Annotated in this window: 18 protein-coding genes; 8 read left to right on the forward strand and 10 right to left on the reverse strand. The window is 66.6% G+C overall.

From position 1 onward, the window contains the following. Window positions 1–94: 94 nt before the first annotated feature. Complete coding sequence (locus FMP39_RS06855) at window positions 95–1,780, forward strand: LVIVD repeat-containing protein (RefSeq protein ID WP_141589170.1); 1,686 nt, start codon at window positions 95–97, stop codon at window positions 1,778–1,780. Window positions 1,781–1,826: 46 nt separating this feature from the next. On the opposite strand, the gene FMP39_RS06860 is transcribed toward FMP39_RS06855, so the two are convergent. Beyond that, window positions 1,827–3,422: a DUF4034 domain-containing protein gene (locus FMP39_RS06860; RefSeq protein WP_228557729.1), complete on the reverse strand. Its 1,596-nt coding sequence runs from the start codon at window positions 3,420–3,422 to the stop codon at window positions 1,827–1,829. Window positions 3,423–3,516: 94 nt separating this feature from the next. Between FMP39_RS06860 and mtgA the strand changes: the two genes are divergently transcribed. Then, entirely contained in the window at window positions 3,517–4,416 is a 900-nt protein-coding gene (mtgA, locus tag FMP39_RS06865; RefSeq protein WP_141589172.1) for a monofunctional biosynthetic peptidoglycan transglycosylase, read from the forward strand. A gap of 58 nt (window positions 4,417–4,474) precedes the next feature. Here mtgA and FMP39_RS06870 read toward each other — a convergent pair whose 3' ends face one another. Together FMP39_RS06870 and FMP39_RS06875 are read right to left on the reverse strand one after the other, a co-directional pair. Beyond that, a complete protein-coding gene (locus FMP39_RS06870) occupies window positions 4,475–5,557 on the reverse strand; it encodes a hypothetical protein (protein ID WP_141589173.1) in 1,083 nt (360 codons plus the stop codon). Between the two features lie 217 nt (window positions 5,558–5,774). Next, entirely contained in the window at window positions 5,775–6,593 is an 819-nt protein-coding gene (locus FMP39_RS06875; RefSeq protein ID WP_141589174.1) for a hypothetical protein, read from the reverse strand. A 475-nt stretch (window positions 6,594–7,068) separates the two neighbouring features. Between FMP39_RS06875 and FMP39_RS06880 the strand changes: the two genes are divergently transcribed. From FMP39_RS06880 to FMP39_RS06890, 3 genes are all read left to right on the forward strand, one after another. After that, window positions 7,069–7,503 carry a hypothetical protein gene (locus FMP39_RS06880; protein ID WP_228557731.1) on the forward strand — a complete coding sequence of 145 codons (435 nt, stop codon included), beginning with the start codon at window positions 7,069–7,071 and terminating at the stop codon, window positions 7,501–7,503. A gap of 600 nt (window positions 7,504–8,103) precedes the next feature. Beyond that, window positions 8,104–9,258, forward strand: coding sequence for a hypothetical protein (locus FMP39_RS06885; protein ID WP_228557732.1), 1,155 nt, complete (start codon window positions 8,104–8,106; stop codon window positions 9,256–9,258). Between the two features lie 514 nt (window positions 9,259–9,772). Continuing rightward, complete coding sequence (locus FMP39_RS06890) at window positions 9,773–10,021, forward strand: hypothetical protein (protein ID WP_153904232.1); 249 nt, start codon at window positions 9,773–9,775, stop codon at window positions 10,019–10,021. A 607-nt stretch (window positions 10,022–10,628) separates the two neighbouring features. Here FMP39_RS06890 and FMP39_RS06895 read toward each other — a convergent pair. Further along, window positions 10,629–11,612 carry a hypothetical protein gene (locus tag FMP39_RS06895; protein ID WP_228557733.1) on the reverse strand — a complete coding sequence of 328 codons (984 nt, stop codon included), beginning with the start codon at window positions 11,610–11,612 and terminating at the stop codon, window positions 10,629–10,631. 554 nt (window positions 11,613–12,166) lie between these two features. Between FMP39_RS06895 and FMP39_RS06900 the strand changes: the two genes are divergently transcribed. Next, a complete protein-coding gene (locus tag FMP39_RS06900; RefSeq protein ID WP_228557734.1) occupies window positions 12,167–13,633 on the forward strand; it encodes a DUF3943 domain-containing protein in 1,467 nt (488 codons plus the stop codon). 97 nt (window positions 13,634–13,730) lie between these two features. On the opposite strand, the gene FMP39_RS06905 is transcribed toward FMP39_RS06900, so the two are convergent. The 4 genes from FMP39_RS06905 to FMP39_RS06920 form a co-directional block, all read right to left on the reverse strand. Further along, entirely contained in the window at window positions 13,731–15,509 is a 1,779-nt protein-coding gene (locus FMP39_RS06905) for an ABC transporter ATP-binding protein (RefSeq protein WP_141589181.1), read from the reverse strand. After that, window positions 15,509–17,314 carry an ABC transporter ATP-binding protein gene (locus FMP39_RS06910; RefSeq protein ID WP_141589182.1) on the reverse strand — a complete coding sequence of 602 codons (1,806 nt, stop codon included), beginning with the start codon at window positions 17,312–17,314 and terminating at the stop codon, window positions 15,509–15,511. The genes FMP39_RS06905 and FMP39_RS06910 overlap by 1 nt, the downstream gene beginning before the upstream one ends. Window positions 17,315–17,459: 145 nt before the next feature. Continuing rightward, window positions 17,460–18,272 (reverse strand): helix-turn-helix domain-containing protein, encoded by an 813-nt coding sequence (locus tag FMP39_RS06915; RefSeq protein WP_141589183.1) that lies wholly within the window; start codon window positions 18,270–18,272, stop codon window positions 17,460–17,462. Between the two features lie 82 nt (window positions 18,273–18,354). Beyond that, window positions 18,355–18,642, reverse strand: coding sequence for a hypothetical protein (locus tag FMP39_RS06920; RefSeq protein WP_141589184.1), 288 nt, complete (start codon window positions 18,640–18,642; stop codon window positions 18,355–18,357). 133 nt (window positions 18,643–18,775) lie between these two features. Here FMP39_RS06920 and FMP39_RS06925 point away from each other — a divergent pair, with 133 nt between their 5' ends. Beyond that, the gene (locus tag FMP39_RS06925; RefSeq protein WP_228557735.1) at window positions 18,776–20,011 is read left to right on the forward strand and encodes a hypothetical protein; all 1,236 of its coding nucleotides are present in this window, start codon (window positions 18,776–18,778) and stop codon (window positions 20,009–20,011) included. 169 nt (window positions 20,012–20,180) lie between these two features. Here the strand turns inward: FMP39_RS06925 and FMP39_RS06930 are convergent, their stop codons facing one another. Beyond that, complete coding sequence (locus tag FMP39_RS06930) at window positions 20,181–20,897, reverse strand: helix-turn-helix transcriptional regulator (protein WP_228557736.1); 717 nt, start codon at window positions 20,895–20,897, stop codon at window positions 20,181–20,183. A gap of 298 nt (window positions 20,898–21,195) precedes the next feature. Between FMP39_RS06930 and FMP39_RS06935 the strand changes: the two genes are divergently transcribed. Then, window positions 21,196–22,164 (forward strand): hypothetical protein, encoded by a 969-nt coding sequence (locus FMP39_RS06935; RefSeq protein ID WP_141589186.1) that lies wholly within the window; start codon window positions 21,196–21,198, stop codon window positions 22,162–22,164. 96 nt (window positions 22,165–22,260) lie between these two features. Here FMP39_RS06935 and FMP39_RS06940 read toward each other — a convergent pair whose 3' ends face one another. Beyond that, window positions 22,261–23,862, reverse strand: a complete 1,602-nt coding sequence (locus FMP39_RS06940) for a PKD domain-containing protein (RefSeq protein ID WP_194858271.1) — start codon at window positions 23,860–23,862, stop codon at window positions 22,261–22,263. Between the last annotated feature and the right edge of the window lie 318 nt (window positions 23,863–24,180).

Below are 24,180 nucleotides of genomic sequence, written 5' to 3' on the forward strand. Positions count from 1 at the left end.
AACCATCTCTCGTCTCAATAAGGGAATCAGGGCGTCAGGCCGCTTGAGTCATGGCCCCCACGTTCGTGGGAGGCCTTTGCTCGCGAGGTCCACGATGCCGTCCATGTTGCGTCCGTCCTGGGGGCTGCTTTCCTCCTGCGTCCTGTTGCTGTCCACGCTCTCCGCCTGCGACGAATCCGGCCCCACTCCTGATGCAGGGACCTGGCTTCCCGAGGACTCGGGGTCGCCGGACTCCGGCGCTCCCGATGCGAGCGCGGAGGCGCCGTGGGATGGCGGCTACACCGTGCTGGAGGAACACGGTGACTGGATTGACCGGGGCCGTTACTCGCCATGCGACTTCAATCAGCAGGGAGACCCCACCACCATCCGGTGTGATGACCTGTCGCGCTACGACGTTTCGCAGTGCTCACCGGAGGCGCTCTCCCAGGTGGCGCAGCACGGCATCTACCTGGCCGACATGCGAGGTGAGCGCCTGCTGTCTGACGGAGGGACCCAGATTGCCCCCGACTTCACCACCTACCAGCTCTTCTCCGACGGAGGGACGGACACGCTCAACGGCCAGCCGTTGCTGACGCGGCACACGGACGGTGGGAGCTTCTTCGTCGTTGGCAGCCGCACCAATCCCTTCAATGGGGCCGTCACTGTCACCGCGCTCGCCGGCTGCCAGGTGCCCTCACCCGGCATCATCACGGGCTGCTACGCCCGCTGCACCAACGGAAGGTTCAGCCGGGCCGGCACCTTCGAAGCGCGGCGCATGCCCTCACAGCGAGGGGAGGGCGAGTCCTCGGGCGGGCTGCGCCTCATCTCCGAGTCCCCCGTCGCACTGGGGGATGCCGTGGACGTCTATGTCACGAAGAACCACGCCTACGTCGTCTCCATCGACGACCTTGGCGGCACCAGCAACGGCGGACTCACCGTCTTCGACGTGAGTGACAGGGCGCACCCCATCTTCAAGGCCTCCATCAGTCTGCCGGGGGACTCGAGCTGGAATGGCGTGTGGGCCAAGGAGGATGCCCTCTACATCGCCGGCAACCGCGCGGGCGTCGTCGTCTATGACATCTCCAACCCCGCGCAGCCTGAGTACGTGCGCCACCTGCCCGCGGGGCAGGGGGCGCACACCGTGCTGGTGGATGGAAACCGGCTCTATGCGATGTCACCCGGCGAGGTGACCTATGTGCACGACGTCACCTCGCCGCTGGCGCCCGTCCTGCTCCAGCTCATCACCGTGCCGTCCGAGTTCTCCTCGGGGGGCGCGCATGACGCCTTCGCGTACGAGGGCCGCCTCTACGTCAGCAATGGCTTCGGTGGTTACTCCATCATGGATGTCACCGACCTCGACAACGTGCGGCACCTGGGCCAGTACGTGCACGGCTTCAACGTCTTTGCGCACCACAGCGCCGTGGGGACCTTCGCCGGGCGCACCATCGCCTTCGAGGGCACTGAATTCAATGGCAGCCACCTGCGCGTGCTGGACGTCACCGACCCGGCGAACATCGTCAAGATGGGGGAGTTCCGCCTCAGCCCCGTCACGTCCATCCACAACCTGATTCTGAAGGGCCACCTGCTCTACGTCGCCTGGTACCACGAGGGCGTGCGCGTGCTGGATGTGTCCAACCCCACGAAGCCGCGCCAGGTGGCGCACTACAACACCTTCCGTGAGAGCGACCCTGGCCGCACGGACAACCTTTTCGAGGGCACCTTCGGCATCCGAGTGCCCGGCGACGGGTACGTGTACGCCGCCGACTCCGTGCGCGGCCTGCTCATCCTCAACGAACTCTGAGCGACCCACGGCGTCGCTGGAGCAGTGGAGGCTCTGAGGTCACGCCTCAGCGGGCCGCGGCCTTGGCGCGCTCGACCTGGCGCGCCCGGGCGCAGCCTTCGTTGACGCCCAGGTCGCACGCCTTCTTCAAGTCGGACAGCGCGGACTTGAGGTCCCGCAGGTGGTAGTGCGTCCCGCTGCGCTCCATGTAGGCCAGCCCGTGGTCGGGATTGCGTTCGATGAAGGCATCCCAGAGCGGGAGGATTTCCTTGAAGCGCCGCTCGCGCGCCAGGGCGTAGTCCCGTTGCTGCACGGTGCGGAAGTCCTCCGCCCCCTCGCCTTGCTTCTCCTCGGCTCGTGCCTCCGCCTGCTGTGGAGATTTGACGACCCATGCACGCCGCCGCGCCACCTCGGGGTTGCCTGGAGCGAGCTCCCCAGCCAGTTCCAGCAGGCCCAACGCTTCCTCACGGCGTCCGGCCTTGTGCGCCTCCCAGGCGTCGTAGATGACCCCCTTCACCACGTGGTCCCGCAGCGTCCGTCCGTCCGAGTCCGTCGCGTCCAGCCGCAAGGCGTGCAGGAGGTCCTTGCCCGCGGGTTCCCACTTCCGGCTGTTGGAGAAAATCCGAGCCCGTTCGAAATAGACGGACGCACGAGCGGGCCGCAGGGCCACGGCCCGGTTCGCCTCCTCCAGCGCGGCGTCCAGGGCCTTGGTGCGGCGCAGTTGCTTCGCCCGAGCCAGCCTGAACTCCCAGTAGTCGCCAGCTGACAGTGCCTGGGCGAGCAGGACCAGCCCCTGGTCGTGCTTGCCCCGGACCGCCAGGTCGTGTGCGCGGTCAAAATCGGCGAAGCCGCGCAGGAAGCCCATCTTGGGGTGAGCAAGGCTCTGCGCTTCGCCGAAGGCGTCCATCTTCTCGTAGGTGCCGCCCCAGCGTGGAGCGAGACCGTGGAGATAGACGGCCCGGACGTCCGCACACGTGGGGCACTGCTCCATAGCGCGGGTGTAGGCGCGCTCGCGAGCCTCGTCGTCGCCCAGCGCGTTCGCCACGTAGATGAGCGGCCGCGCCGCCGCGACCGCCTTCGGCTGGAGCGACCACGCTTGGACGAGATCGGGCACCGCGCGTTCGAAGGCCTCATGCATCCCGGCGAATTCCTCCTTCGCCGTTGCCCACACGGTCTTCCCGCCGCGGCGCAGGTATCCCACCGACACCCAGTGGGTCCCCCTCGCGAGGTAGGGCGCGAAGGAGCGCGGTGACGCTTCCACCCAGGCGTCGAGGAGCTCCGTCGACTCGGAGGAGCCGTTGCCGAGCGCCAGGATGCCGTCCGTCATCCAGTGCTCGTCCTGGGGGTTCGACTCCATGCCCCACTGGAGCTGCTCGACCGCCAGCGTCAGCTCCTCGAACTGGCGCCGGAGCAGGAGCGAGCGCAGTGCCACCCCGTCCACATGCCCTTGGGGGACTTTGCCCTCCTCGCGCCCGGCAGGCGTCACGATGGGAAGCCCTTGCGGCGCGGGGCCGGGGGCGGGTGTCAGGACGGGCTCCTGGCGCGCCGCGATGCGCGCTTCGACCTCGGCGCTCCGCGTTGCCCGTGAAGCGGTCACGGCAAGTCCGGCGCCCAGACCTATGACGAGGGCTCCCGCGCCGAGCGCGGTACGAAGAGATGGCATTGAGCCTGGCATCCTACTCAAGACAGGCCGCTGCGTGCCTTCCCGGCCGTCTTCTGGACAGGGACCGTGGACCGGGGCAGATGTGTGCATACCGATGGCCTCCCGTCCTCCCTCCGTCCGTGCCTCTTCCCCCCGGACGCAGAAGACGAAGCAGCTCCCTGCCGGCGCCCGGCGCGCCGTGAGGAAGGATTCCAGTCCGGGCTGGGGCCGCTGGATGTTTGGCGGATGGCTGCTGTTCGTCGTCTGGCTCAGCGTGGAGTACGTGCGGCTGCCGGACGTCCGCGCGCTTCAGACGCAGAACCCGCGCACCACCGCGCTCATCACGCAGCGGGCCGAGGAGGCGCTGGCGGAGGGGAAGAAGCCCCGTGTGCGGCAGACCTGGGTGCCCCTGGAGGCGGTGGCGCCGCACGCGGTGGATGCCGTGCTGAGCTCCGAGGACGCGCGCTTCTACAAGCACGAGGGCGTGGATTGGATCGAGGTGGAGAACGCCCTCGAGCAGTCCGTGCGGAAGGCGCGCCTGGGCCGCGGAGCGTCCACGCTCACCCAGCAGTTGGCCAAGAACCTCTACCTCTCCACGGACCGCAGCCTCTTGCGCAAGGGCAAGGAGTTGCTGCTCGCCCGCCAGTTGGAGTCCCATCTGTCCAAGCAGCACATCCTCACGTTGTATGTGAATGTGGTGGAGTGGGGAGAGGGCGTGTATGGCATCGAGGCCGCGGCGCGTGAGCACTTTGGGACTTCGGCGCGGGCGCTCTCCGTGGCACAGGGGGCGATGCTCGCGGGAATGCTGCCCGCCCCACGCCGCTGGCTGCCCGCCCAGAAGCCCGAGACGCTGCGTATCCGGGCCGGCGCCATCATCGGGAGGCTGCAGCGCGAGGGCCGCATCACCGCGACGCAAGCCCGCGAGGCTCAGGCCGAACTCTCGCGCTTCTTCGGCGAAACCTCCGTGCCCGGCTCCGTGGTGGAGGCCATCTCCCGGCTGTCCTCGGAGAGCTGACCCGCGGGCCCGGCCGGGCTTGCCTCGAACGATGGGGACCGCGCCGCGGGGCCTCCCGCTACCTCGGCGTGTTGATGAGCGTCAGCCGGTGTGGCTCCGGCGTCGCCCAGTTCTGGGGGCTGTTTCCAGACAGCGCAACCCCGTCGAGGATCACGTTGCTGTCGAAGAAGTAGAGCGCCCCGCCCTCCGGTGCCCTGTTGTTACGGAACTCGCCGCCGCGGAACGTCCATTGGTTGCTGGCCGGGAGGTGTGCGGTGTTGACCGCGCCGCCCACGCCTCCGAACTGGGTTCGCGGACCGGTGCATTCGTTGCCGTGGAAGATGTTCCCCGTGGCGACGCCCGAGCTGGTCGGCGCAATCAGCATCAGCGCGCCGCCGAACGCGGGCGCCTTGTTGAAGCGGAACTCGTTGTGGTTCAGGTTCACGTTCCCGCGTGAGCCAATCCAAAGCGCGCCACCGGCGTTCTCGGAATAGGAGCCCTCCGCGCCCGCGCCGTTCTCGCCGTCAATCTTGTTGCCGTACTCCAAGATGCAGTGTTCCAGGAAGTCCGACCCGGCGTCCGACGTCGCCGCCAGGCGCAGTCCAGCCCAGCCTCGGGAGGGATTGTTGGCGGTGAAGACAATGGGGCTGGCCGCGGTGCCCTGCGCGGTGATTCGCCCATGCACGGCGAGCTTGTGGTGTCCCATGAAAATGAGGTGGACGCCGGGCTCGATGGTGAGCCGGCTCCCCGCGGGCACCGTCAAGTCACCCGTCACGTGATACGGCGAGCCCGCGCGCGTCAGTGTGCGTGTCGTGAGGCTTCCGGAGAGATTCGTCCCATCGGACGTGCTCACCGCGACCGTGGTGCTCGCGGTGGTGCTGCCGCTCTCGTTGGTCGCCGTGAGGGTGTACGTCGTCGTCGCTGTCGGGCGGACCTGCACCGACCTTCCAGTCACCTCACCCACGCCGTAATCGATGGAGACGTCCTGCGCGCCGGTGACTTCCCAGGACAATTCGGCGGACTCGCCCGGAGCGATGGTCGCCGGGTTTGCTTCGAAGCGCAGGATGTTGGGGCGGTCCGGGACTGGATCCGGCGAACTGCAGGCGGTGGCGACCGCGACAACGGACGAGACGGCCAGGACGAAACGACGCGAGGGGAGCATGCGCCCGTTTTATCTCAACAGGGGAGGCCCGATAACCGGGATGGGAAATGGGCCCCCACGCGCCGTCCCAAGGCCCTGAGGCCTGCGACGAACGGTCAGCCTGAGTGGCTCAGCATTCACGTGTCGATGTCATGGCCCGCGGAGCCGCTGTAGGTCCTGGACCAGGAGTCATGTCTGTGAATCAACATCCAAGCGCCAGCGGGTTTTCTTGGCGTGCCTACATCCACGTCGCGTCACACCGGGGACACATCGTGGCGCGCTCATACTCCTCTCGTGGGCCCTCGAAGCCACAGGCGTAGCAGGTCCGCAGTGTCTTCAAGACATGCGCTGCCATGGCAGGCGTGGGCTCCGTGCTCCAACTGGGCGCGGCGCTGGCGGCGGGGAGGGCCATCCCCGGCTCCCAGACGAGCTCGCATTGCAGGTCGGACAATGGCTCCAAGGGGCCGTCGACCACGGCTGCGATGAAGGCTGTCGGAAGCGTGGCCGCCGCGTGGCGCTTCACCGCCAGGCTGCCCGGTGAAACCTGGGGTCCCATCTTCATGTAGGCGGTGACACTCAGGCCCCCAGACATCACGGTGTTGAGCAGGGATTCACCGAGGTCGATTCCCATGGAGACCTCGCCCGACACCGCCTTCATGTCACTCTCCTTGGGAATCTCCAGGGTGTCGAAGAGCTTCCACGCGGGCCGCACGCGCGCGGCGTTGGGGTGAAGACTCGACTCCACCTGGAAGTGGACTTCATCGAAATCCGGGGGCAGCTCGAGCGGAAGCCGCCACCGCACCACGCGACCTCCCGCAAGAGATGGCAGCGGGAACTGGCCCAGCAGCCGGTGCGCGGGGCCCTGCTTCTGCCTGCCCATCACCTGCACGGACGACGGGGTGGTGGCGAGGGGCTCGAAGGCGGCCTGGAGCCACACGATGGCGGTGGCCTGCCCGAGTGGATTGCGAATCACGGGCTCTACGTGCAGGTGGACGGAGCCGAACTCTCGGGGGGGACGCCCGACGTGGTCGAGGACGTCAGCGTAGAAGTCATCCATGCCGCGCATCCTCGCCGAGCCAGTGGCGTATGGACAAACGGGAATCTCCGGCCTCACTCACTGCCGCCACTCGTGCATGCGGTCATGTGTGTGGCCGGTCGCGGACGCCGTCGTCAGGGTCCGCGCCATGCCCGCCACGCGCTACGGCTTCATCGATACGAGGTGATGCGCGCGGGGGCGAAGTCCTCCGATGCGTACATCAACCGGAAGGGGGAGGTGGTGCTGCGCTGGTCGTGGAGAGTGGGAAGTTCGGCTTCGTGGACGAGTCTGGCGCGTGGATGGCGGGATGATGGGCGGCCTCTGACAGCCAGGCCATGCCCCGCCACGGCGTCTCTGGGCGCGGTATCCAGGCTCCGGGACTGGCGCTCCGCCCGTGGACGCCCCGGCCCGCGCAAGTAGGCCAGAACACGGGCGGAGAGGGCTGGTCCAACGGCTGCATCGGGAGCGGGACCCCTTTCACCTGAAGGTTCATCCCATGCAGCGCCTTGTCTCCTCCGCTCTTGTCATCGTCCTGTTCACCGGCTGCGCCAGCTCGACGGTGATTCGCTCCAGTCCCAGCGGCGCCAAGGTCCGGTCGCGCTCGGGCGAAGTGCTCGGCCGGACGCCGTACGAGTACAGCGACTCGGCCACCGTCAACAACACGGAGAGCTTCACCTTGGAGTTGGACGGCCACGCTCCCGAGTACGTCACCATTCGGCGCGATCAATGGAGCGGGGCACGCACCGCGGGCGGCATCGTCGGAGGACTGTTCGTCTTCCCCGTCTTCGCCACCCTGTTCTGGGCGGCGGACTACCGGGAGTCGTACCACGTAGAGCTCACCGCGCTGCCCGACAGCGAGCCGGAAGCGCCCGCGCCGCCCGTCCGGGCGCGCCGCGCGAGCAGCGAGAAGGCGCCCACGCCCCGCCGCTGACCAACAAGCTCACGGCGCCTTCGGCCGCGAAGCAGAAGCTGTTCGTCGACAAGCCGGGCAGCCCCTTCCAGAAGGACACCTTCGGCGGAACGGTGAGCGGCAACGTGGGCTCGATGCAGGCCTCTACCTCGAGCTACAGCGGCAGTGGCGTGCACCATTACTCGGCCCAGGCGGGCCTGCGCCCCGCGCTCGCTGGCGCCACGAGCGTGGCCTCGCCCGCGAGTACCATCGAGCCGGAGAAGTCGCGCGTCGAGAAGTTCTTGGCCAAGGCCTTCCACAATGCCTTACATGCCCGCCGAGCGGCGGCCACGATTCCCGCCGCCTCCACACTCAGAAGCCCAGCAATCTCATTGGGTTGCTGGGCTTTTTCGTTGCCCTCGTGTCCTCATGTGCCCCTGCGGCGTCCGCGGGGGGCAAGTCCCGAATCCTGTGTAGTTGGTTCGGAGGGGGGGCAGGGGAGGAAAGCTCCTTGGCGGCATCGAATCGTCGGCGTGTGGCAGCGGGTGAGCGGGAGCGTGGAGGAGTTCAGGCCTTGAGCGGGACGGCGCGCGCTGGGCGCATGCATTGAGGCGCTGTCATTCGTGGGGGATAGTCGCGCCGATGCTCATCGGGATTCCCGCACTCGACGCGACGGACTGGTCACGGCTGGTACACGCCTATGGCCGCGCCACTGACACGCCTGAACACCTTCGTGCCCTGCTCACCGAGGACGCGCGGGCTCGCGGCGAAGCCATGCAGCACCTGTGGTCGGCCATCATCCATCAGGGCACCGTCTTCCCCGCGACGGCTCCGGTTGCACTCGTGATTCTCGGGTTGCTCGACGACGCGAGGCTGGATGCGGGCGAGGAGCCCGTTCGCGCGGAGTTGCTCTTGTTCCTGACGCGTGTGGTGGACGCCTTCGAGCGGAGCGGCGCGACGATGGAGGACCTGGAGTCGATGGCCCGGTTCGACCTGGGGCCGCTACTGGACGCGGACGACGATGATGCCATCTACGAGGACGAGGACGCCTCGAACGCGCTCCATGCGCAGTCCGTGCTGGCGTGTGCCCGGGTGGCGCCGTTCCTGGCCCGCTCGCTGCTGGCCAACCTGGACCATCCGGATGCCCGGGTGCGGATGCACGCGGCGATGGCCGCCACCGCGCTCGCCACGTCACCGGCGTCGGACGTGCGACCGGACGAACTGGTGGAGCGGCTGACGGAGATGGCGACGCGGACGGTGGATGTGGCGGAGCGATGCTCCCTGCTCCTGGCGCTGGGCGAGCTCAACGTGCCCCTGGAGCGCTTCCTGTCGGATGCGGAGCCCTCGGTGCGCCTTTGCGCGGCGATGGCGCCGTCCCTGGCTCGGAGTGAGGTCGCGACACGCGAGTTGCGCACCGCGCTGGAGCAGCATGCCGCGCACATCAACGACTGGTTCCCGGTGAAGCCGCCGCAGCTTCCGATGCAGCCGCGCTTCACGGTCGTCCAGCGGCTCCTGGAGCGCGTCCCCGACTTCGACCTCGTCGTGGACGCGGCCGTGGCGGTCGCGCGGACCACCAAGAAGTCCTGGGTGGACTTCGAGTGGGGACCCCTCCTCGTTCACGCCTTTCCGAGTGGAGATGGGGTGGTGAGGACAGAAGCACAGCGGCGCTTCCTCGCCGCGCTCGTGGACACCTCGCACCTCTGGGACCCGCGCTTCGGCAACGCCGGGGGGCACTTCCGGAAGGCGGGGCTCCCCTATGAGCGCGAGGCGTGCGCGAGGCTCGTGAGCACGGCGTGAAGGGGCGGGCTGACACGCGCCCTGCTGATTGGGGCGGGTGTGATGACGAGTGGTGTCTTCGGGCTCGCGTGGACGGTGGACCACTTCGGGCAACCAGTCCCGACGAGTCCGGCAGACGATATGTGATTGTCGCGTACAATCCGGAGTCCTGCCCGATTCTGCACAAGCACTTGGCATACGTGCTCGCGCCTGGCGGGGAACTCCTGGGCCCCGATTCATCGGTCGCTAGAATCACCAGGGGCCAGCAACAACAGCGTTTGGGATTAGACAATGTCAGGCGGGTAGTGGGTTTCCACGAGTCCACCCGCTGGATGTTTGCCCTAGAGTGCCTCCAACTCGTATGCATTGGGGGTGCGCGATGGCTATCACGACCCGACAGCCTGTCTTTCATGCAATGCGAAGTCTGCTAGGCATGGGCTCTGCCTCCAATGCAAAAAGTGCCGCGCCGAGCGCAACGACCGCGACGAAGGCGTCTGACGTAGCCCCGGATTGGAGGGCGACGTCGGCAAACCTCATGGAGTCCTTCATCCAGTCCGGATACGTGATTGGAATCAACAAACCGGGCATCGCGAATCTCGAAAAGAAGGTCATGAGTGAGATGGAGGCATTCATTCGTGACAACCCGAAGCTGTCGGCGGTGGAGCTCGACAAGGCGGCGAAGCGGGTCACGATGCGTCACCTGTCCATGGCGAGGACGGATGGCCAACGGGAGGCGAAAATCAAGGCTCGCCTTCAGGAGCTCCAGCAAGACCGCTGGGGTTGATGGCTGTCCCCCAGGTGATGCTGTGTGCAGGGCCCCGCGAAGCGGGCGCCCCGAGGTGTTTCAGGGCGCGGGGACAATCCGGTACACCGCGAACTCATCGTCTTGATACAGCAGCGGGAGTTCTCGGGGGCAGATCAGCGCTTCGAACGGCGGCCGACGCAGCGGCCAGGCCCACCCAGCCCACCAGGCAGGCGACAAGCGTGGCCAGGAGGAAGCCGACTGCCGCCCGTGGCAGCGCCCTGGCATGCCACGCGCCCAGGATGATGCCGAGGGACTCGGTGATGCGCTTTGAGCGCGCCTCTGAGTAGCACTATCCCAGTGAATGCCGTCAGTTCTGATACCTGCTCGTGTGTTGAATGAGCAGACGGGAGAATCACCGGCGCGGGCTCATGTGCCGTGCGAAAATGGCGGTTGGCCAGCGGACCTTGCGCGAAGGACAGGCTCCAACTCGGCCTGATGCGCTGCAATGGCGACGTGGCGACTTCCCTCCAAGGGGAGGGGCTGGCGCTCTCGCCGTCGTCTGGCAGCACAACGCTTCGGTGGGCCCAGGCCCCTGTGTCAGGGGCCTGGGCAGGTCCGACTCACCGTCAGGTGAGCCGGACCGCGGTTACTTCCTGCGCTTGAAGGAGTCGAGCGAGGGGCAGTAGGTGGCGTACCCGTGCCCGGTGATGTCGCCATTTTCGTAGAGGCCATTCAAGTCGAAGGCCACGAAGTGCGATTCGGGAGGGGTACCGCTCAGGACGCAGGTGGGGCAGAGCGAGGCGGCCACAGGTGTGAAGGTGAGGCTCGTGCTGTGCAAGAAGTACGCAGTAGTGAGCACACCCTCGAAGTCGACGAGCGTCGCTGTCGGCTCGCCCGACATGGTTCCTACCTGCGGCGTTGCGTCCACCGGCATCCTCACCTTGTGAACGTTGACCAACTGCGGCGGGAGCGGCGAATCCTCGGTGGGGCACTCACTCGGCGCGCCGTTGTTGAGCTCGATCCAAAGCTCCCACGGGGCCTCCGGGTTGTCCGTCTCTTCATAGCCGAAGTAGGCGCTCGTCAAGACACGCTGGTTCTCGCCCAATCGGATCGTGGTCGCGGTTTCCTGGCACTCGCCCTCGCAAACGGTGAACGGGTCCGGGGCAGTGCCCCCGTCCAGGTCGGTGCCCCCATCCGGGTCGGTGCCAGCGTCGGGGTCAGTGCCCCCGTCCGGGTCGGTGCCAGCGTCGGGGTCAGTGCCCCCGTCCGGCTCGGTGCCAGCGTCAGGCTCGGTGCCAGCGTCAGGCTCGGTGCCAGCGTCGGGCTCAGTGCCAGCATCGGGCTCAGTGCCGGCGTCCGGCTCAGTGCCGGCGTCCGGCTCAGTGCCGGCGTCAGACTCAGTGCCGGCGTCAGACTCAGTGCCTGCGTCGGGCTCGGTGCCCGCGTCGGGCTCAGTGCCAGCGTCCGGCTCAATGCCCGCGTCCGGCTCAACGCCTGCGTCGGGCTGAACACCCGCATCAAATCCCGCGTCTGGCGTCGGATCGACGTCATCGGAACCACAGCCGGAAAGTGCGGGAGCGACTGTGAGGGAGAGTATCAACAGGGAGCGTATCGAGAGTCGCAGGTTCATTTCGTTGATTGTCACGGGTTTCTCGCGGAGATGCGAGGGGGCCCGGCCTTCTTTGTTACAGCTTCGTTGCATCAAGGCGGACGTGTCCACATGCCGCGAACACGGTTCCGGGCGGTCTCCAGCGCTTCACGCCGAGCTTTCACGATGTTTCCGGGACTGGCCCGGATGCAAATCATCCCATCCCAACCCGCACCACACCTGCAGTCCCGTCCGTCCCAAGGGGGGCGACGCTCCATGGAGCCTTCTCGCATGGCCTGATGGAGCCCCGCATCGGCTGGGGTTCACTGCATGTCACAGGGGCGTTGACGCGGCGGCGCGATGCACCGCGGCCTCCAGGGAAGGTCGCCGGCGGGCGAACCCGCTCGCCTGCTTTTCCCTCGCGTCCGGCACCGTCTGCCTGGCTCGACTTCGGTTCATCACGAGTGTTCGGTGCCATCGGAAACAGTTCTCGACTTGCGCTGGATTCGTGGCTCGCTACGCGCCGGTAGCGGTTGGTGCGTGCAGTCGCTCCCCAGAGCAATTAGAGCCCGATGCACGCCATGAACCCGTTCCCCGTGCATCGCGTCTCAGGCCTGCTCCTTGTGTTCTCGCTCGTCTCAGGAGGCGACGCAGGCGCGGCGCCCGCGGATGCCCCCCTGGTGTCGGAGGCGTGCGTCGAGGCCGTTCCCGCGGAGCCCCGGCTCCTCGTGCCGGAGCTCGTGCACCCGCCTCGCCGCGCCATCTGGAACGCGCCGGACGGAGGAGGGCGCAACTTCGTTGTGCCCATCGTGGAGATGGGCGCCTTCCACGCCATCTTCTGGGGGACGGCGAAGCTCCTCGGCAAGCCCTACGCGGACATCTCGCTGGAGACCATGCGTCGCAACGTCGCCGATGGCTGGGTGTGGGACGAGGATGCGTTCGCGACCAATGCGCTCGGGCACCCCTACCAGGGCTCGCTGGCCTACACCGCGGCGCGCTCGAGCGGCTTCGGCTTCTGGGGCTCGGTCCCGTTCACGGTCGCTTCAAGCGTGTTGTGGGAGCTGTTCATGGAGTCTGAGACTCCATCCACGAACGACCTCATTACAACGTCCATCGGGGGCGTCGTGCTGGGCGAGGTCCTGCATCGCACCGCGCTCGCGATTCTCGACGAAGGCGAACCCACGGTGGCGCGCTCGGTGCTCTCGCTGCTCGTCGAACCCGCGGGCGGCATCAACCGTTACCTCTTTGGCCGCCGCAAGAACGACTTCCTCCCGGTGCAGGGGAACTTCCTCCAGTTGATGGCCGGCTTCACGAGCAACGTCGACAACTACAACGACATCGACGGCACGCGCTTCGATGTTCCCAACAAGATGGAGGGGCACCTCGGCGTCGAAATGGTCTACGGCCCCCCGCAGCTCACCACGGGCGACTATGACCAGCCTTTCGACTACTTCACGCTCTTCGCGCGAATGGGCTTCTCGCGCGACACGCTGACGGTGGGATTCTTCAGCCGAGGGCTTCTCTACGGCGACCGCTTCAAGTTCCGCTCCATTTCGGGGCTCTGGGGCTTGATGGCGGGCTACGACTTCGCCAATCCGAACACGCTGCGCGTTTCCTCGGTCAGCCTGGGCATCGGCGGCGTGGCGCAGGTTCCTCTCACGTCGCAGCTCACCCTGGACGTCAACGCGAACATGGCCGGGGTGCCGTTCGGCCATGGCGGCGGTCTCACCTCGCCGGAGTCCGCTCGTGACTACCACTTCGGGCCAGGGGCGCAGTCGGCCTTCGAGCTGGGCCTGGTGCGGCGGGGTGTCGGGCGCGTCGGCGTGTCCGTGCGCAACTATCTCATCTCGGGCGCCTTCCTCGGTGAGGGCGTGGAGCTCATCACCTATGCCACCGCGCGAGCCGAGCTCCTGCTCGCCGGCCAACATGGCGTGGCGCTCGAAGCCTTCGTCGCCAACCGCGCGGGAGAGTTCGGCAGCGTTTCCGACACCATCCGCCAGCGTGCGACGCAAATCCGTCTGCTGTGGACGGTCTCGAAGGGTTCGGGCTTCGGAACGCGCTGAGGACCCGCGTGAGCGAATTCCAGCCCGAGCGCGACTCCCACTGCTCGCTCTGACCGCCCGGCTCGGCTTTGAAGCCGGAGCGCAGTTGGAGAGCCCGTCAGGTCCGCTCCTCGGTGACGCGGGCGGCCGTACTCGCAGCGAGCCGCCAGCCCTTGGCCCGCTCCTGTTCCTGCCAGAGCGCTGCGTAGACGCCGCGCTTCGCGAGCAATTCGTCGTGCGTGCCTGACTCCGCGACGCGCCCCTTGTCGAGCACGATGATGCGGTGCGCCCGCCGCACGGTGCGCAGCCGATGTGCGATCACGACGACGGTCTTCTTCCTGACCAGTTCGTCGATGGCGCGCTGGATTTCAGCCTCCGCCGACGCGTCGACGGAGGCAGTGGCCTCGTCGAGAAGCACAATGGGGGCGTCCTTGAGGATGGCACGTGCGATGGACAAGCGCTGGCGCTCACCCCCCGAGAGGGTTCCTCCTCCTTCCCCAAGCAGGGTGTCGTAGCCGTTCGGCAAGGCGGTGATGAAGTCGTGGGCGCGCGCTGCCCGCGCTGCACGCTGGACTTCCTCGAGCGAGGCGTCGGGCCGTCCAACGCGCAGGTTATCGAGGATGGTCCCGGAGAAGAGGACGACGTCCTGGAACACCATCGCGAGGTTCTGGTGCAGTTCCTCGAACGGAATGTCCCGGATGTCGACGCCGCCGATGCGGATGGCTCCCTGGCGCGGGATGTCCCACAGCCGCGCCACGAGGTGGACCAGCGTCGACTTCCCTGAGCCCGAGGCACCGACGAGCGCGGTCAGCGAGCGCTCGGGGAACGTCACGGAGACGCCGTCGAGCACGGTCGCGTCTTCGTACGCGAAGGACACTGCGTCGACCTCCACGTCGAACTTCTGGATCGACGCCGCTCTTACGGACGGTTCCGCGAGCGGCTTCTCCGCGAGTAGCCGGTCAACGCGACCGAGTGCGCGCTGAGACGCTCGAAGCATGAGCAGTGCCACACCGAGATCCGAGACCTGACGAACGACTCCGACCGTCACGATGAGGAAGACGAGCAGCACCCCGGGCTGAATCGAACCGCGCAACGCCAGGGTGCTTCCTGCGTACGCCACCGCGACGAAGCTCATCTCGACGACGAAGCCGAACACGGCGAGCAGCGGGGAGGGCAAGACATCGGCGCGGATGAGGGCGTCGCGCAGGCGCTCCATTGCCTTCACGAAGCGCTGGTAGACCTCGCCGTGCCGGCCGAACGCCCGGAGCACGGCGATGCCCTGCACGTATTCGACGACGCGGGCGTTTACATCCGCCGAGGCCTCGAGCACGGCTTCGAACTCACGAACGAAGAGGGGCGTGGTCGCTGCCAGCACGAGGAGTGCCACCGGTAGGGCGGCGAGGACGACGAGCCCCAGGCGCCAATCGAGGAAGCAGAGGCCGAGACCGACGAGCATCGGCAGTGCGAAGCTCGCCGTGAAGATGCCGATGGTGTGCGACCACACGTCTTCGACAAGCGCGACATCGGTGGTGAGCACGCCTGCCAGTTCACCGCTCCTTCGCTGCGTGAAGAAACCCATGGGCAGGCGTCGCAGGTGGTCGGCGGTGCGGATGCGCGCTTGCCCCATGAGCGCGTGCGCGGCGACGAAGATGTTGGACATCGCTCTGCTGGAGAACGCCAGGCGCAGCAGCACCGAGAGCGCGATGCCGCCGGTGAGCCACCACGTCAGGTGCATCGAGAGCCGGTGCTCGAGCGCTTCACGAACGAAGAAGAGGACCAGTGTGTAGGGCGCGGCGACCGCGAGTGCCTCGGCAAAGGCGAAGAGAAGTCCGCGCCGGAGCCGTGCGTCCTTTCGGCCCGCGAGCCGCTCGCCGAGCATGAAGAGTTCCCTGAGCATCACACCACCTCCTTCTGAATGTCAGGAGTGGCCGGATCGCCTAGTGACCAGTCGAGCGCTTCGGTGTGGCTGCGCCAGAGTTGCTGGTACAAGGCGCAGCGCGCGAGCAATTCGTCGTGCGTCCCCTGGTCATTCACGTGCCCGCCGTCGAGGACGACGATGTGGTCCGCGGTGGCGATGGTCGAAAGCCGGTGCGCGACGACGAGCACCGTCCGTCCCGCGCATAGCTCGGACAGCGCTTCTTGGATGCGCGCCTCATTCTGGGGGTCGGCGAAAGCCGTCGCCTCGTCGAGCAGCAGCACCGGGGCGTCCTTGAGGAGCGCCCGCGCGATGGACAGGCGTTGCTTCTCGCCCCCGGAGAGGCGGGCGCCGCGCTCACCGAGCAGCGTGTCGTACTTCCTGGGAAGCGCCTGGATGAAGTCGTACGCACGCGCGGCGCGACACGCGGCATCGACTTGCGCATCGGTGGCATCGGGCCGAGCGAGACGCAGGTTCTCGCGAACGGTGCCGTGGAAGAGGAAGACGTCCTGGAACACCATCGAGAGGTGGGAGAGCAGTTGGTCGAGCTGGAGCGCGCGCACATCGACGCCGCCGAGTTCAACCGCGCCGTTCGTCGCCTCCCAGAGCCGGGGCACGAGCCTCACGAGCGTCGTCTTGCCAGCGCCCGAAGGTCCGACCAGTGCCGTGACCTTGCCCGCGGGCGCTTCGAAGGAGACGTCGCGGAGGACCTCTGAACCGCCGTCCTCGTAACGGAAACTGACGCCACGGAACGCGATGCCATCGTGCGTGGGCCGCGCGGCGCTCGTGGGCGTCTCGAGATCGGGCGCCGCGAGGATGGCCTGGATGCGCGCGTTGCCCGCCTGGATGCGGTCAACGTTGCCCCACGCGAACATCAGCCGCATCATCGACATGAGGAGCTGTGGCCCGAGTACGAGGAAGAGTACGAGCGACTCGAGCGAAAGCGTGCCGCGCGTGTAGAGCCAACCGCCCATGGGGACGAGGACGACGAGGCTCGAGCCGATGAGCGCGCCGAACGCGCCGTAGCCACGGCCGTTGGTGCGCATGAAACCCTCCATCCACGCGAGCCCTTCCTCGATGGAGCGCGAGAGGTCGCTGAAGCGCCGCGCGGACAGGCCGAAGGTCTTGATGACGTGGATGCCCCGCAGGTATTCGAGCAGCGAGCGGTTCATCCGACTCTGGATCTCGTTCCACTGTTGATGGGCCTTGCCGACCTCTCGCATGGCGACGGCCATCGCCAAGACAGCGAGCGGCGCCATCACGAGGCTGGCAAGGGTCATGCGCCAGTCAATCCACAGGAGGGCGACGGCCGTCGCGAGCGGGACGACGAGCGCGGTGACCGCATCCGGGAAGTGATGAGCGACGAACGCCTCGATCTGGTTCACGTCGTCCATCAGTGTCTTCTTCAGTTCGCCCGCCCCACGACGGCTGAAGAACGAAAGCGGAACGGCGCCGAGCTTCTTCGCGAGCCGCACGCGCAGGTCATGGAGGATGCGGAACGCGGCGACGTGCGCCAGCACGTTCGCGGCAGCGACGAGGATGTAACGCAACGCGAGCGCACCCGCGGCGAGGAGGGCGAGCGCGCGAACCGCGTCGAGGTCCGGCGGCGCCGCGTAGATGGAGGTCGCCATGCGTGCGACGACGAAGAACGGCACCAATGCGAGGGCTGCCGCCAACGTCGACGAGAGCGCGGCCCCAGCGACGAGTGGCCCCTGCGGTCCGAGAAGTGCCCCAATGTCCCGGAGAGGGCGTTCCTGGGCCCGCGTGGCGGAGGAGTCGGCGCTCATGCTCGCCTCCCTCTGTGGGGGCCGCTGCGGCTGGGGTGCGATCGTTCCGTCCATGCCGGGCCTGCCGGCACGCGCTGTGGGAGGCGTTCACTCGGTTCCATGACGCCCAGGAAACGCCGGGACCGCCGCCGCGGATTGGATCTTTTTACCCGGAGACCGCCACGTGGTCGGTGCCCTCGACGCGCGTTGCCAGGTACTCGCGGGGGCTCGAGCCGGCGAGCGTCCGGAACTCGCGAAGGAAGTGGGCCTGGTCGAAGTAGCCGTGCTCGGCGGCCAACGCGGCGCCACGCAGGGCGCCCTGTTCGACGTCGAGAAGCGCCGCTCGAAACCGTCGAACGCGCCAGTACGTCTTCGGACTCAAGCCGACTTCCTCGCGGAACAGGGCCAACAGGCGCTTGGGGGAGAGCCCCGTGCGGCGATTGACTTCAGCGACCGACGTGAGGTCGGGTTCCTCGAACGCGGCCAGCGCCGCACGAAGCGCGGGCGCTGGTTCGACGGGCCGGCGCAGTCGGTGCAGGAGGTGTTCTTCCAGCAGTTGAAAGCGCTCGCGCGTCGAGGATGCCTCCATGATCCGTTCGCGCAGTGAGTGCGCCGACGCGCCCCATATCGCATCCAGCGAAATGACTTGTTCCGCGAATTCGTTGCAGGGCACGTCGAAGAAGGCGCGCGCGCCGCCGGGCTTGAAGTAGATACCGGCGGTCGGGCCAGCCACGGCCGCGATGGTCAGCGGGCTGCTTCGCGCGCCGCTTACGATCGCGCCCCGGATTTCAGCGGCCTCGTCTGTCTGGTCGCTGGAGTAGACGCGCAGTGGGAGGGCGCCGAGAGGGACGATAAGGGAGTGCGAGCCCGACGGCAGCACACGTTCTCGTGGCGCCTGTGCGACGTAGCCGGCGGACACCCAGAGGAAGTCCACGAACTTGTCGAGAGGCGCGTGGGGCCGATAGGTCGTGTGCATCATGGCGCGTACTGTGAGCGAATCATGCGAGCTGCTCGCATGATTCTCAAGGCCCAAATCCAGTGACCGTGACAGGGATTTCCGACTACGGCGCCGTGCCGATGTCCCCCGTGTCGACACACATCCAGGGGCATTCCGCGAGACAGACCGCGAAGGCCTGTTGGTGCGTATGGATTCCAACGGCGCAGGTCGCCGGCCAGGCGTAGGGATACTGGTGGCCGCGATAGCCACACTCGAAATAAGCATACACGCAGGATTGCTCGAGGCCCTCGGCTGCCACGTCCGTGCCCGGCGCATCCTGCGTCTGGCCACCACAGCCCACCATGGACACGAGACCGGCCACGAAGCCCACTGCGATGCGTCCCATCTTCATTTGTGCCTCCTTGGAGAGGGGGAAAGGATGACTGAATTGGTGGCTTTCAGTCTATTCTGGATTGGTGCAGGTGGCCGGCTCCTGCAGGGTGGGGTGGTGGGATGGAACCGTCGTTTCAGCGATGAGGACTCGAATGATGTATGCATTTCGGCTGAGGCCATGCACCCTTCTGGTTGTCTCCCTCGGGCTGGCGTGTGCCGGGCAGTCCAGTCAGGACGTTCCCGACGACGCGCTTCCTGGCACCGCTGATTCGGGCGTATGGCCCCCGGACGGCGGCGACACGGAGCCAGATGCGGGGGCAGAGGACGCGGGAGTCCCGGATGCCGGCGGCTCGGACGCGGGGGAGCCCGGCACGGCGCCCCCCATCACGAGCGCCCGGGTCTTCTTCTCCGGACACAGCCTGCTCGACAACCCCATGCCCGACCACTTCGATGGCATCGCCACCAGCCTGGCGAAGGACTTCAACTGGAACCAGCAGAACGTGATTGGCTCACCCCTCCGGGTGCGGACCTGGGGCAATGGCGGATGGGCAGGGTACCGCCAGGGCAAGAATCGCGTGGGCTCCAACATGAACGTGGTCCAGGAGCTCTTGTCTCCCCAGACGCTGGGTCCAGGCGAGCGATACGACACCCTCCTCATCACCGAGCGGCATGACCTCCTGGGCACCATCGAGTGGGAGAACACCGTCGGTTACTTGCGGCACTTCCATGACCGGTTGATTGCCGGGAATCCGCAAGCCGTGACGTATTTCTATCACACGTGGTTGGATATCGATAAAGCCAACCCTGCCCGGTGGATTGCCTACGAGAAGAACGCTCGGGTTGCCTGGGAGTGTGTGTCCTCCAAGGTCAACCTCACGTTGCAGTCCGATGGGCGGGCGGACCGCGTGGTGGCGCTCCCGGGGAGCACGGCGCTGGTCGACCTGGTGGAGCGCGTCATCGCGAACGAGGTGCCGGGGATCACCGGCACGACGTCGCAGAAGCTCAACGTGCTCTTCAGCGACAACGTCCACTTGACGAGCCTGGGTGCGTACTACATGGCCGCGGTCCACCATGCGTCCGTGTTCCGGGAGTCGCCCGAGGGCGCCCCGGGGCCTGCTGGCGCGAACGCGGCGACCGTCCAGGCGCTCCAGCGCATCGCTTGGAACTTCGTGAGCGCCTATTACGCGCAACCTGACGCGGGCGAGCGGACGATGGCGGACTGCCGCACGCGAATTCCTCGGGACGTCTGCCCTGGCTTCTGGGAACTGTTGGGGCGCTCGGAGAACGTCGCGGGTTGCCAGCGTTACTTCGGTAACGCGGCCCCGGGCGCAGGTGGAAACCCCTTCGTCTGGCCCGACCCGAACTGGCAGCCGCTGCCCCCTCCGTAGTCATGGGCTTCCAGGCGCAGGGAGGGAATTCATCCCCCCTGTGCCGGAGCCTCAAGAGAGCCTGGGCGGACGAACATGTTCGCGACGTACGACTCTCGCGAAGCGTTCAGGGCTACAGTTTGCGATCGCAGAAGAACACGGGGGGAATCGACCCCAGGGGTTCCGAGTATCAACACGGCTCCTGCCCGTCGGATGCGCGTGCGAGCTTCGGTTGTCCATCTGGCGGGACTTGCCGTGAGGGGAGCGCAGTCGTGGCCTCCGGTTCATCGCGTGCGAGCACCTGTGCGATGAGCGCCGCCCGCGACTGGACTCCGAAGCGGCGGTAGAGGGTTTTCGTGTACTGATTCACGGTGAAACGACTGATGCCGAGCCGAGCCGCGATCTGCTTGTCTCCGAGTCCCTGAAGCAGCAACTCCAACGTTTGTCGTTCGCGAGGCGCCAGACAGCCTGATGGCGTTCCCACCTTCGAGGAGCCTGGCGGGTCGAACATGGCTCCGCACTCGGCGTGGAACAGATGCAGCAGCTCGCGGTCCGCGGCGTCGAAGGGGCGGCCGCCCCGCTCACGGTAGATTCCGATACCCCGCACCACCCCCGGGAGCTCGGACCACTGGCTTGAGTACACCGAGTCATCGAGCCCCGTGGGGCGCAGATAATGCTCGACATAGGGGGCGCCATACCAGCTCGAGTCCTCCACCAGTTCCCGGCGCATCGCGGTGACGATGGTGCCGGATTCCGAGCCGCGCTCCATCAATGAGCGAATGGCGGGGTTGCAGGCACTTCCCATCCTCCGGAGTGCCTTGAGCGCGGACACCGCGCTCCCGCTCCACCCTTCCAGGACGATCTCCGTGAATCCGACATGTCCTCCCGGTCTGAAGTCGCGCTCCAAGACGCACGCTCCGGCCTCTGCGCCCAGAATGCGACACAGCCCGACGAGGAGATGCCGGGACCGTGTCGCCACTCGCGCTGGCAGCTCGTGTGCCTCGTTGATGAGCCTCACGAGCGCATGAACCTGTGGGCTTCGAAGGGTGCCGCCGCTCATGGGACCTCCCGGTTCGCGCCGGACCGAGCATCTCCCTAATTTTAGCGAATTTCAAGAAATGCATGTGAAGGCCAGGATTTGCGCGGCATTTCACAGGCACGTTGGCGGCGCATCGTTTGGGAACCGGAGTCAAGGAGGATACATCATGAAGAGCAAGTGCACGTTTCGGCTGGGGATTCTGCTGATGGCCGGCCTGGTGTCAGCAGGGTGCGGTGACGGACTCGGGGAGACCCAAGCGCCAATCGATCTCAGCCCGTCCTCGCTGAATGCAGCGCGACTGTCGTTCCGGCACATCGACCGACTCTATGAGTCCGATCCGGCGGCCGCGGTGGAGGCCTCGCGGCGACTGCGGCCGAAGCTCGATGAGCTCAATCAGCTGCTTGCTCGTGTCGAGGTGTCACGGGAGCACTTCATCGAATTCTACGATTTGCAGCCCGGCGGCATCCTCGTCGTGGAGCGTGGCCCCGTAGCGGATGGACGTGTCTTGCGTGACGGTGATGTTGCCAGGCACTCCGCCGTCGAACTCTATCGCCAGTTGACGCAAGGCGCCACGCCGCCCACGGCGTTGGTCAGCGCCGAATCGCGCCGTTCTGTCCCTGATGATGCCCATGTCATCGTGCGGGATGAAGCGGCTCCCCATTTGGAATCATCAGGGGGATTCGCACCGGACCTTGGGGAGCAGGGGACAGACGGCTTCTCGTCCGTGGCTCAACCCCTGACGAGCGCGGACGGCCCCTTCTGGAGAGACAGCGTCTGTTACAAGGGCGGGGACTTCTTCGACTGCTGGTCCAATGTGACCGGCAACGGTTGGGCGGCCGCGGATGCCAAGACATCCTTCACCCAACTCGCGCCCTATCGGGGGACTGTTGGGCTTTGGGTGTCGTACGAGTCTTCTGTGAAAGCTGCCTGGAACGTTGCCGCCGGAGAATGGTTTTCGTTCCACCAATACAGCGGAACCTACTGGACGTGCCCCCCACTTGTTGCCTGCGGCATCACCGATTACTACATCCGCAATCATCGATGGGACGTCACGGACGCGGTCGGCGACGGATATCACTTCACTTATGCGTTCAGGCGGAACTGCAGCGGCGGCTTGTGTACGTTCAGCCCCTGATGTCCGCGTAAGTGGGCCCGTCGATGCCTGCTTGGAGCAGGCACAGGCACGAAGCCGACCCTCGTGGTGTCGAGGGCCGGCTTCGTTACCGACCGTTCAGCGAACTTCGAACTCGTAGATTCGCGTCGCTGGGTCGCTGTTCTGAGTCGGCGTCGTCACGTTGAGCCGGATGTAACGCGCCGACGTCGCCGTGATTGCGTGGGTCGAAGTGCTGCCAGTGTTGTTGCGCACCGTGACGGGTGTACTCCAAGTAGACCCGTTGCTCGACGTCTGGATGGTGAACGCCCTGCTGTTCCAAGCAGTCGATTCACCGCCCGCACCCGCGTGCTGAATCGTGAAGCTGCTGACTGTCTGCGCCGTACCGAGGTCGACCTGCATCCACGCTGGCGAGGCCAGTGAGCAGAACTTGTCGGTGGTACCGCCCGAGACGCTGCCGTTGACCGCCTTGGCGGCCGATTCGGTGCTGTTGCAGGGGGCTGAGCTGGTGGTGGGCCTGTTCAACGCCAGATTGGCGTAGCCCGACCCGACGGACATCGCCTGGGACTTCGTATGGCTGGCGCCGCCGTTGTCGGTGACGGTCAGGGTGACGTTGTAGTTGCCGGCGCTTGCGTAGGTGCGTGAAGGGTTGGTCGCGGTGGAGGTGCTGCCGTCGCCGAAATTCCAGCTGCGCGAGGCGATGGTTCCGTCCGCGTCGGTGGACGCATCGCTGAAGGTCGCGGTGAGGCCGCTGACGGTGACACCGAAGTTGGCCACCGGCGGGGTGTTGCCGCTGACGGCGGTGTTGATTGCCGCTGCATACTGCGCGCTCGTCCCCTGCGCGCTGCACTGTTGGATGTCGTCGTACAACCACATGAAGCCGCCGCTGATGCCGGCGCTGGCCTTCCAGTTGCTCATCCGGGTCTGCACCGTGGCTGGACTGTCGCCAGACGTGCAGCCGCTGCCATGCTTGGACCACAAGCCGGGGGCGACAGTCATGCCCATGGCGGTGTTCCAACTCGCCGGGTTGTTGCCGGCGCCACCGGCGTACACTTGCAGGTAGATTCTATCGACGGCGCTGCCGAGGTTGTTCCTGAGGTTCCGCCAGAACGTCTGCTGCGTGTACGGCGCGAAGGTGATTTTGTAGCCCATCCCGATGAGCATCTGGCTGAAGGTCGTGGTCGAGGCCAGGTCGTAGGCGCTTTCGTCGTCGAAGTTCACGGCGTCGGCGCCGGTGGCGGCCTTCAGCGCCTGGAAGTTCCTGTACAGGATGCTGTTGCTCCCGGTACCGCAGACGATGGTGGTGCCGCAGCCGGGTGCGGTGCCGTTGACCAGTCGAATCATGCGTTCGAAGTCCGGAACACCCCAGGCACCGATCGACACCTCGATGCGATTGACCGAGGTCGGCGCGGTCTTCAGCGTGGCCAGCCGGTCCGGCCAGGCTGGGTCGCCCATGTAGGCGCCGTTCTTGACCACCGGAATGTCGTTGTAGATCAGGTCACCGTTCTCCTCGATGTGGAAGCTCCACAGGATGACCGTGGTGAAACCCGAGCCGCGCAGGTCGTTCATCACCGCGGTCCCGCCGGAATAGAACGGGCCGCCGCCGTAGATCGCCGAGTACGCGCTGGCATCCGGCGCGGCGACAGCCAGGGCGAGCGCGGCGAGTGTTGGCAACAGGCTGCGGCGAGAAAGGGTCGGCGCGGACTGATTCGATTTCGACATGAAATGCTCCATGGCATTGCGCGTCGTGGACGATGTGATGGCCGGCGAGCCGCGTCTGTTCGTGAGCCATTGCGCTCGTTCATGCCCAGGCGCACTCCGGGTCGCCAATGATAGCGACGGGCCGAGATTGCGAGCGACGAATGCATTGTGTCAATCTTTGGTGTGGTTCAAGTCAGGCAAGAACGTTTAAGCGCGGGTGTCTGCATGGAGCGTGAACCCGTTGGGTGGACGGGTTGATTCCGCCGCAGCCCTTCCGACTGGGGCGGCTGCCATCGCAAGGCGTGAAGGGGGAGTGGCTCTCAAGGCGAGTGTTGAGTA

Source organism: Myxococcus sp. AB056 (genome assembly GCF_006547365.1).
GTDB lineage: Bacteria > Myxococcota > Myxococcia > Myxococcales > Myxococcaceae > Myxococcus > Myxococcus virescens.

Coding starts and splice junctions, on each gene's coding strand:
- FMP39_RS06855 (WP_141589170.1), top strand. CDS start 95: ATGCCGTCCATGTTGCGTCCGTCCTGGGGGCTGCTTTCCTCCTGCGTC.
- FMP39_RS06860 (WP_228557729.1), bottom strand. CDS start 3,422: ATGCCATCTCTTCGTACCGCGCTCGGCGCGGGAGCCCTCGTCATAGGT.
- mtgA (WP_141589172.1), top strand. CDS start 3,517: ATGGCCTCCCGTCCTCCCTCCGTCCGTGCCTCTTCCCCCCGGACGCAG.
- FMP39_RS06870 (WP_141589173.1), bottom strand. CDS start 5,557: ATGCTCCCCTCGCGTCGTTTCGTCCTGGCCGTCTCGTCCGTTGTCGCG.
- FMP39_RS06875 (WP_141589174.1), bottom strand. CDS start 6,593: ATGGATGACTTCTACGCTGACGTCCTCGACCACGTCGGGCGTCCCCCC.
- FMP39_RS06880 (WP_228557731.1), top strand. CDS start 7,069: ATGCAGCGCCTTGTCTCCTCCGCTCTTGTCATCGTCCTGTTCACCGGC.
- FMP39_RS06885 (WP_228557732.1), top strand. CDS start 8,104: ATGCTCATCGGGATTCCCGCACTCGACGCGACGGACTGGTCACGGCTG.
- FMP39_RS06890 (WP_153904232.1), top strand. CDS start 9,773: ATGGAGTCCTTCATCCAGTCCGGATACGTGATTGGAATCAACAAACCG.
- FMP39_RS06895 (WP_228557733.1), bottom strand. CDS start 11,612: ATGAACCTGCGACTCTCGATACGCTCCCTGTTGATACTCTCCCTCACA.
- FMP39_RS06905 (WP_141589181.1), bottom strand. CDS start 15,509: ATGCTCAGGGAACTCTTCATGCTCGGCGAGCGGCTCGCGGGCCGAAAG.
- FMP39_RS06910 (WP_141589182.1), bottom strand. CDS start 17,314: ATGAGCGCCGACTCCTCCGCCACGCGGGCCCAGGAACGCCCTCTCCGG.
- FMP39_RS06915 (WP_141589183.1), bottom strand. CDS start 18,272: ATGATGCACACGACCTATCGGCCCCACGCGCCTCTCGACAAGTTCGTG.
- FMP39_RS06920 (WP_141589184.1), bottom strand. CDS start 18,642: ATGAAGATGGGACGCATCGCAGTGGGCTTCGTGGCCGGTCTCGTGTCC.
- FMP39_RS06925 (WP_228557735.1), top strand. CDS start 18,776: ATGATGTATGCATTTCGGCTGAGGCCATGCACCCTTCTGGTTGTCTCC.
- FMP39_RS06935 (WP_141589186.1), top strand. CDS start 21,196: ATGAAGAGCAAGTGCACGTTTCGGCTGGGGATTCTGCTGATGGCCGGC.
- FMP39_RS06940 (WP_194858271.1), bottom strand. CDS start 23,862: ATGTCGAAATCGAATCAGTCCGCGCCGACCCTTTCTCGCCGCAGCCTG.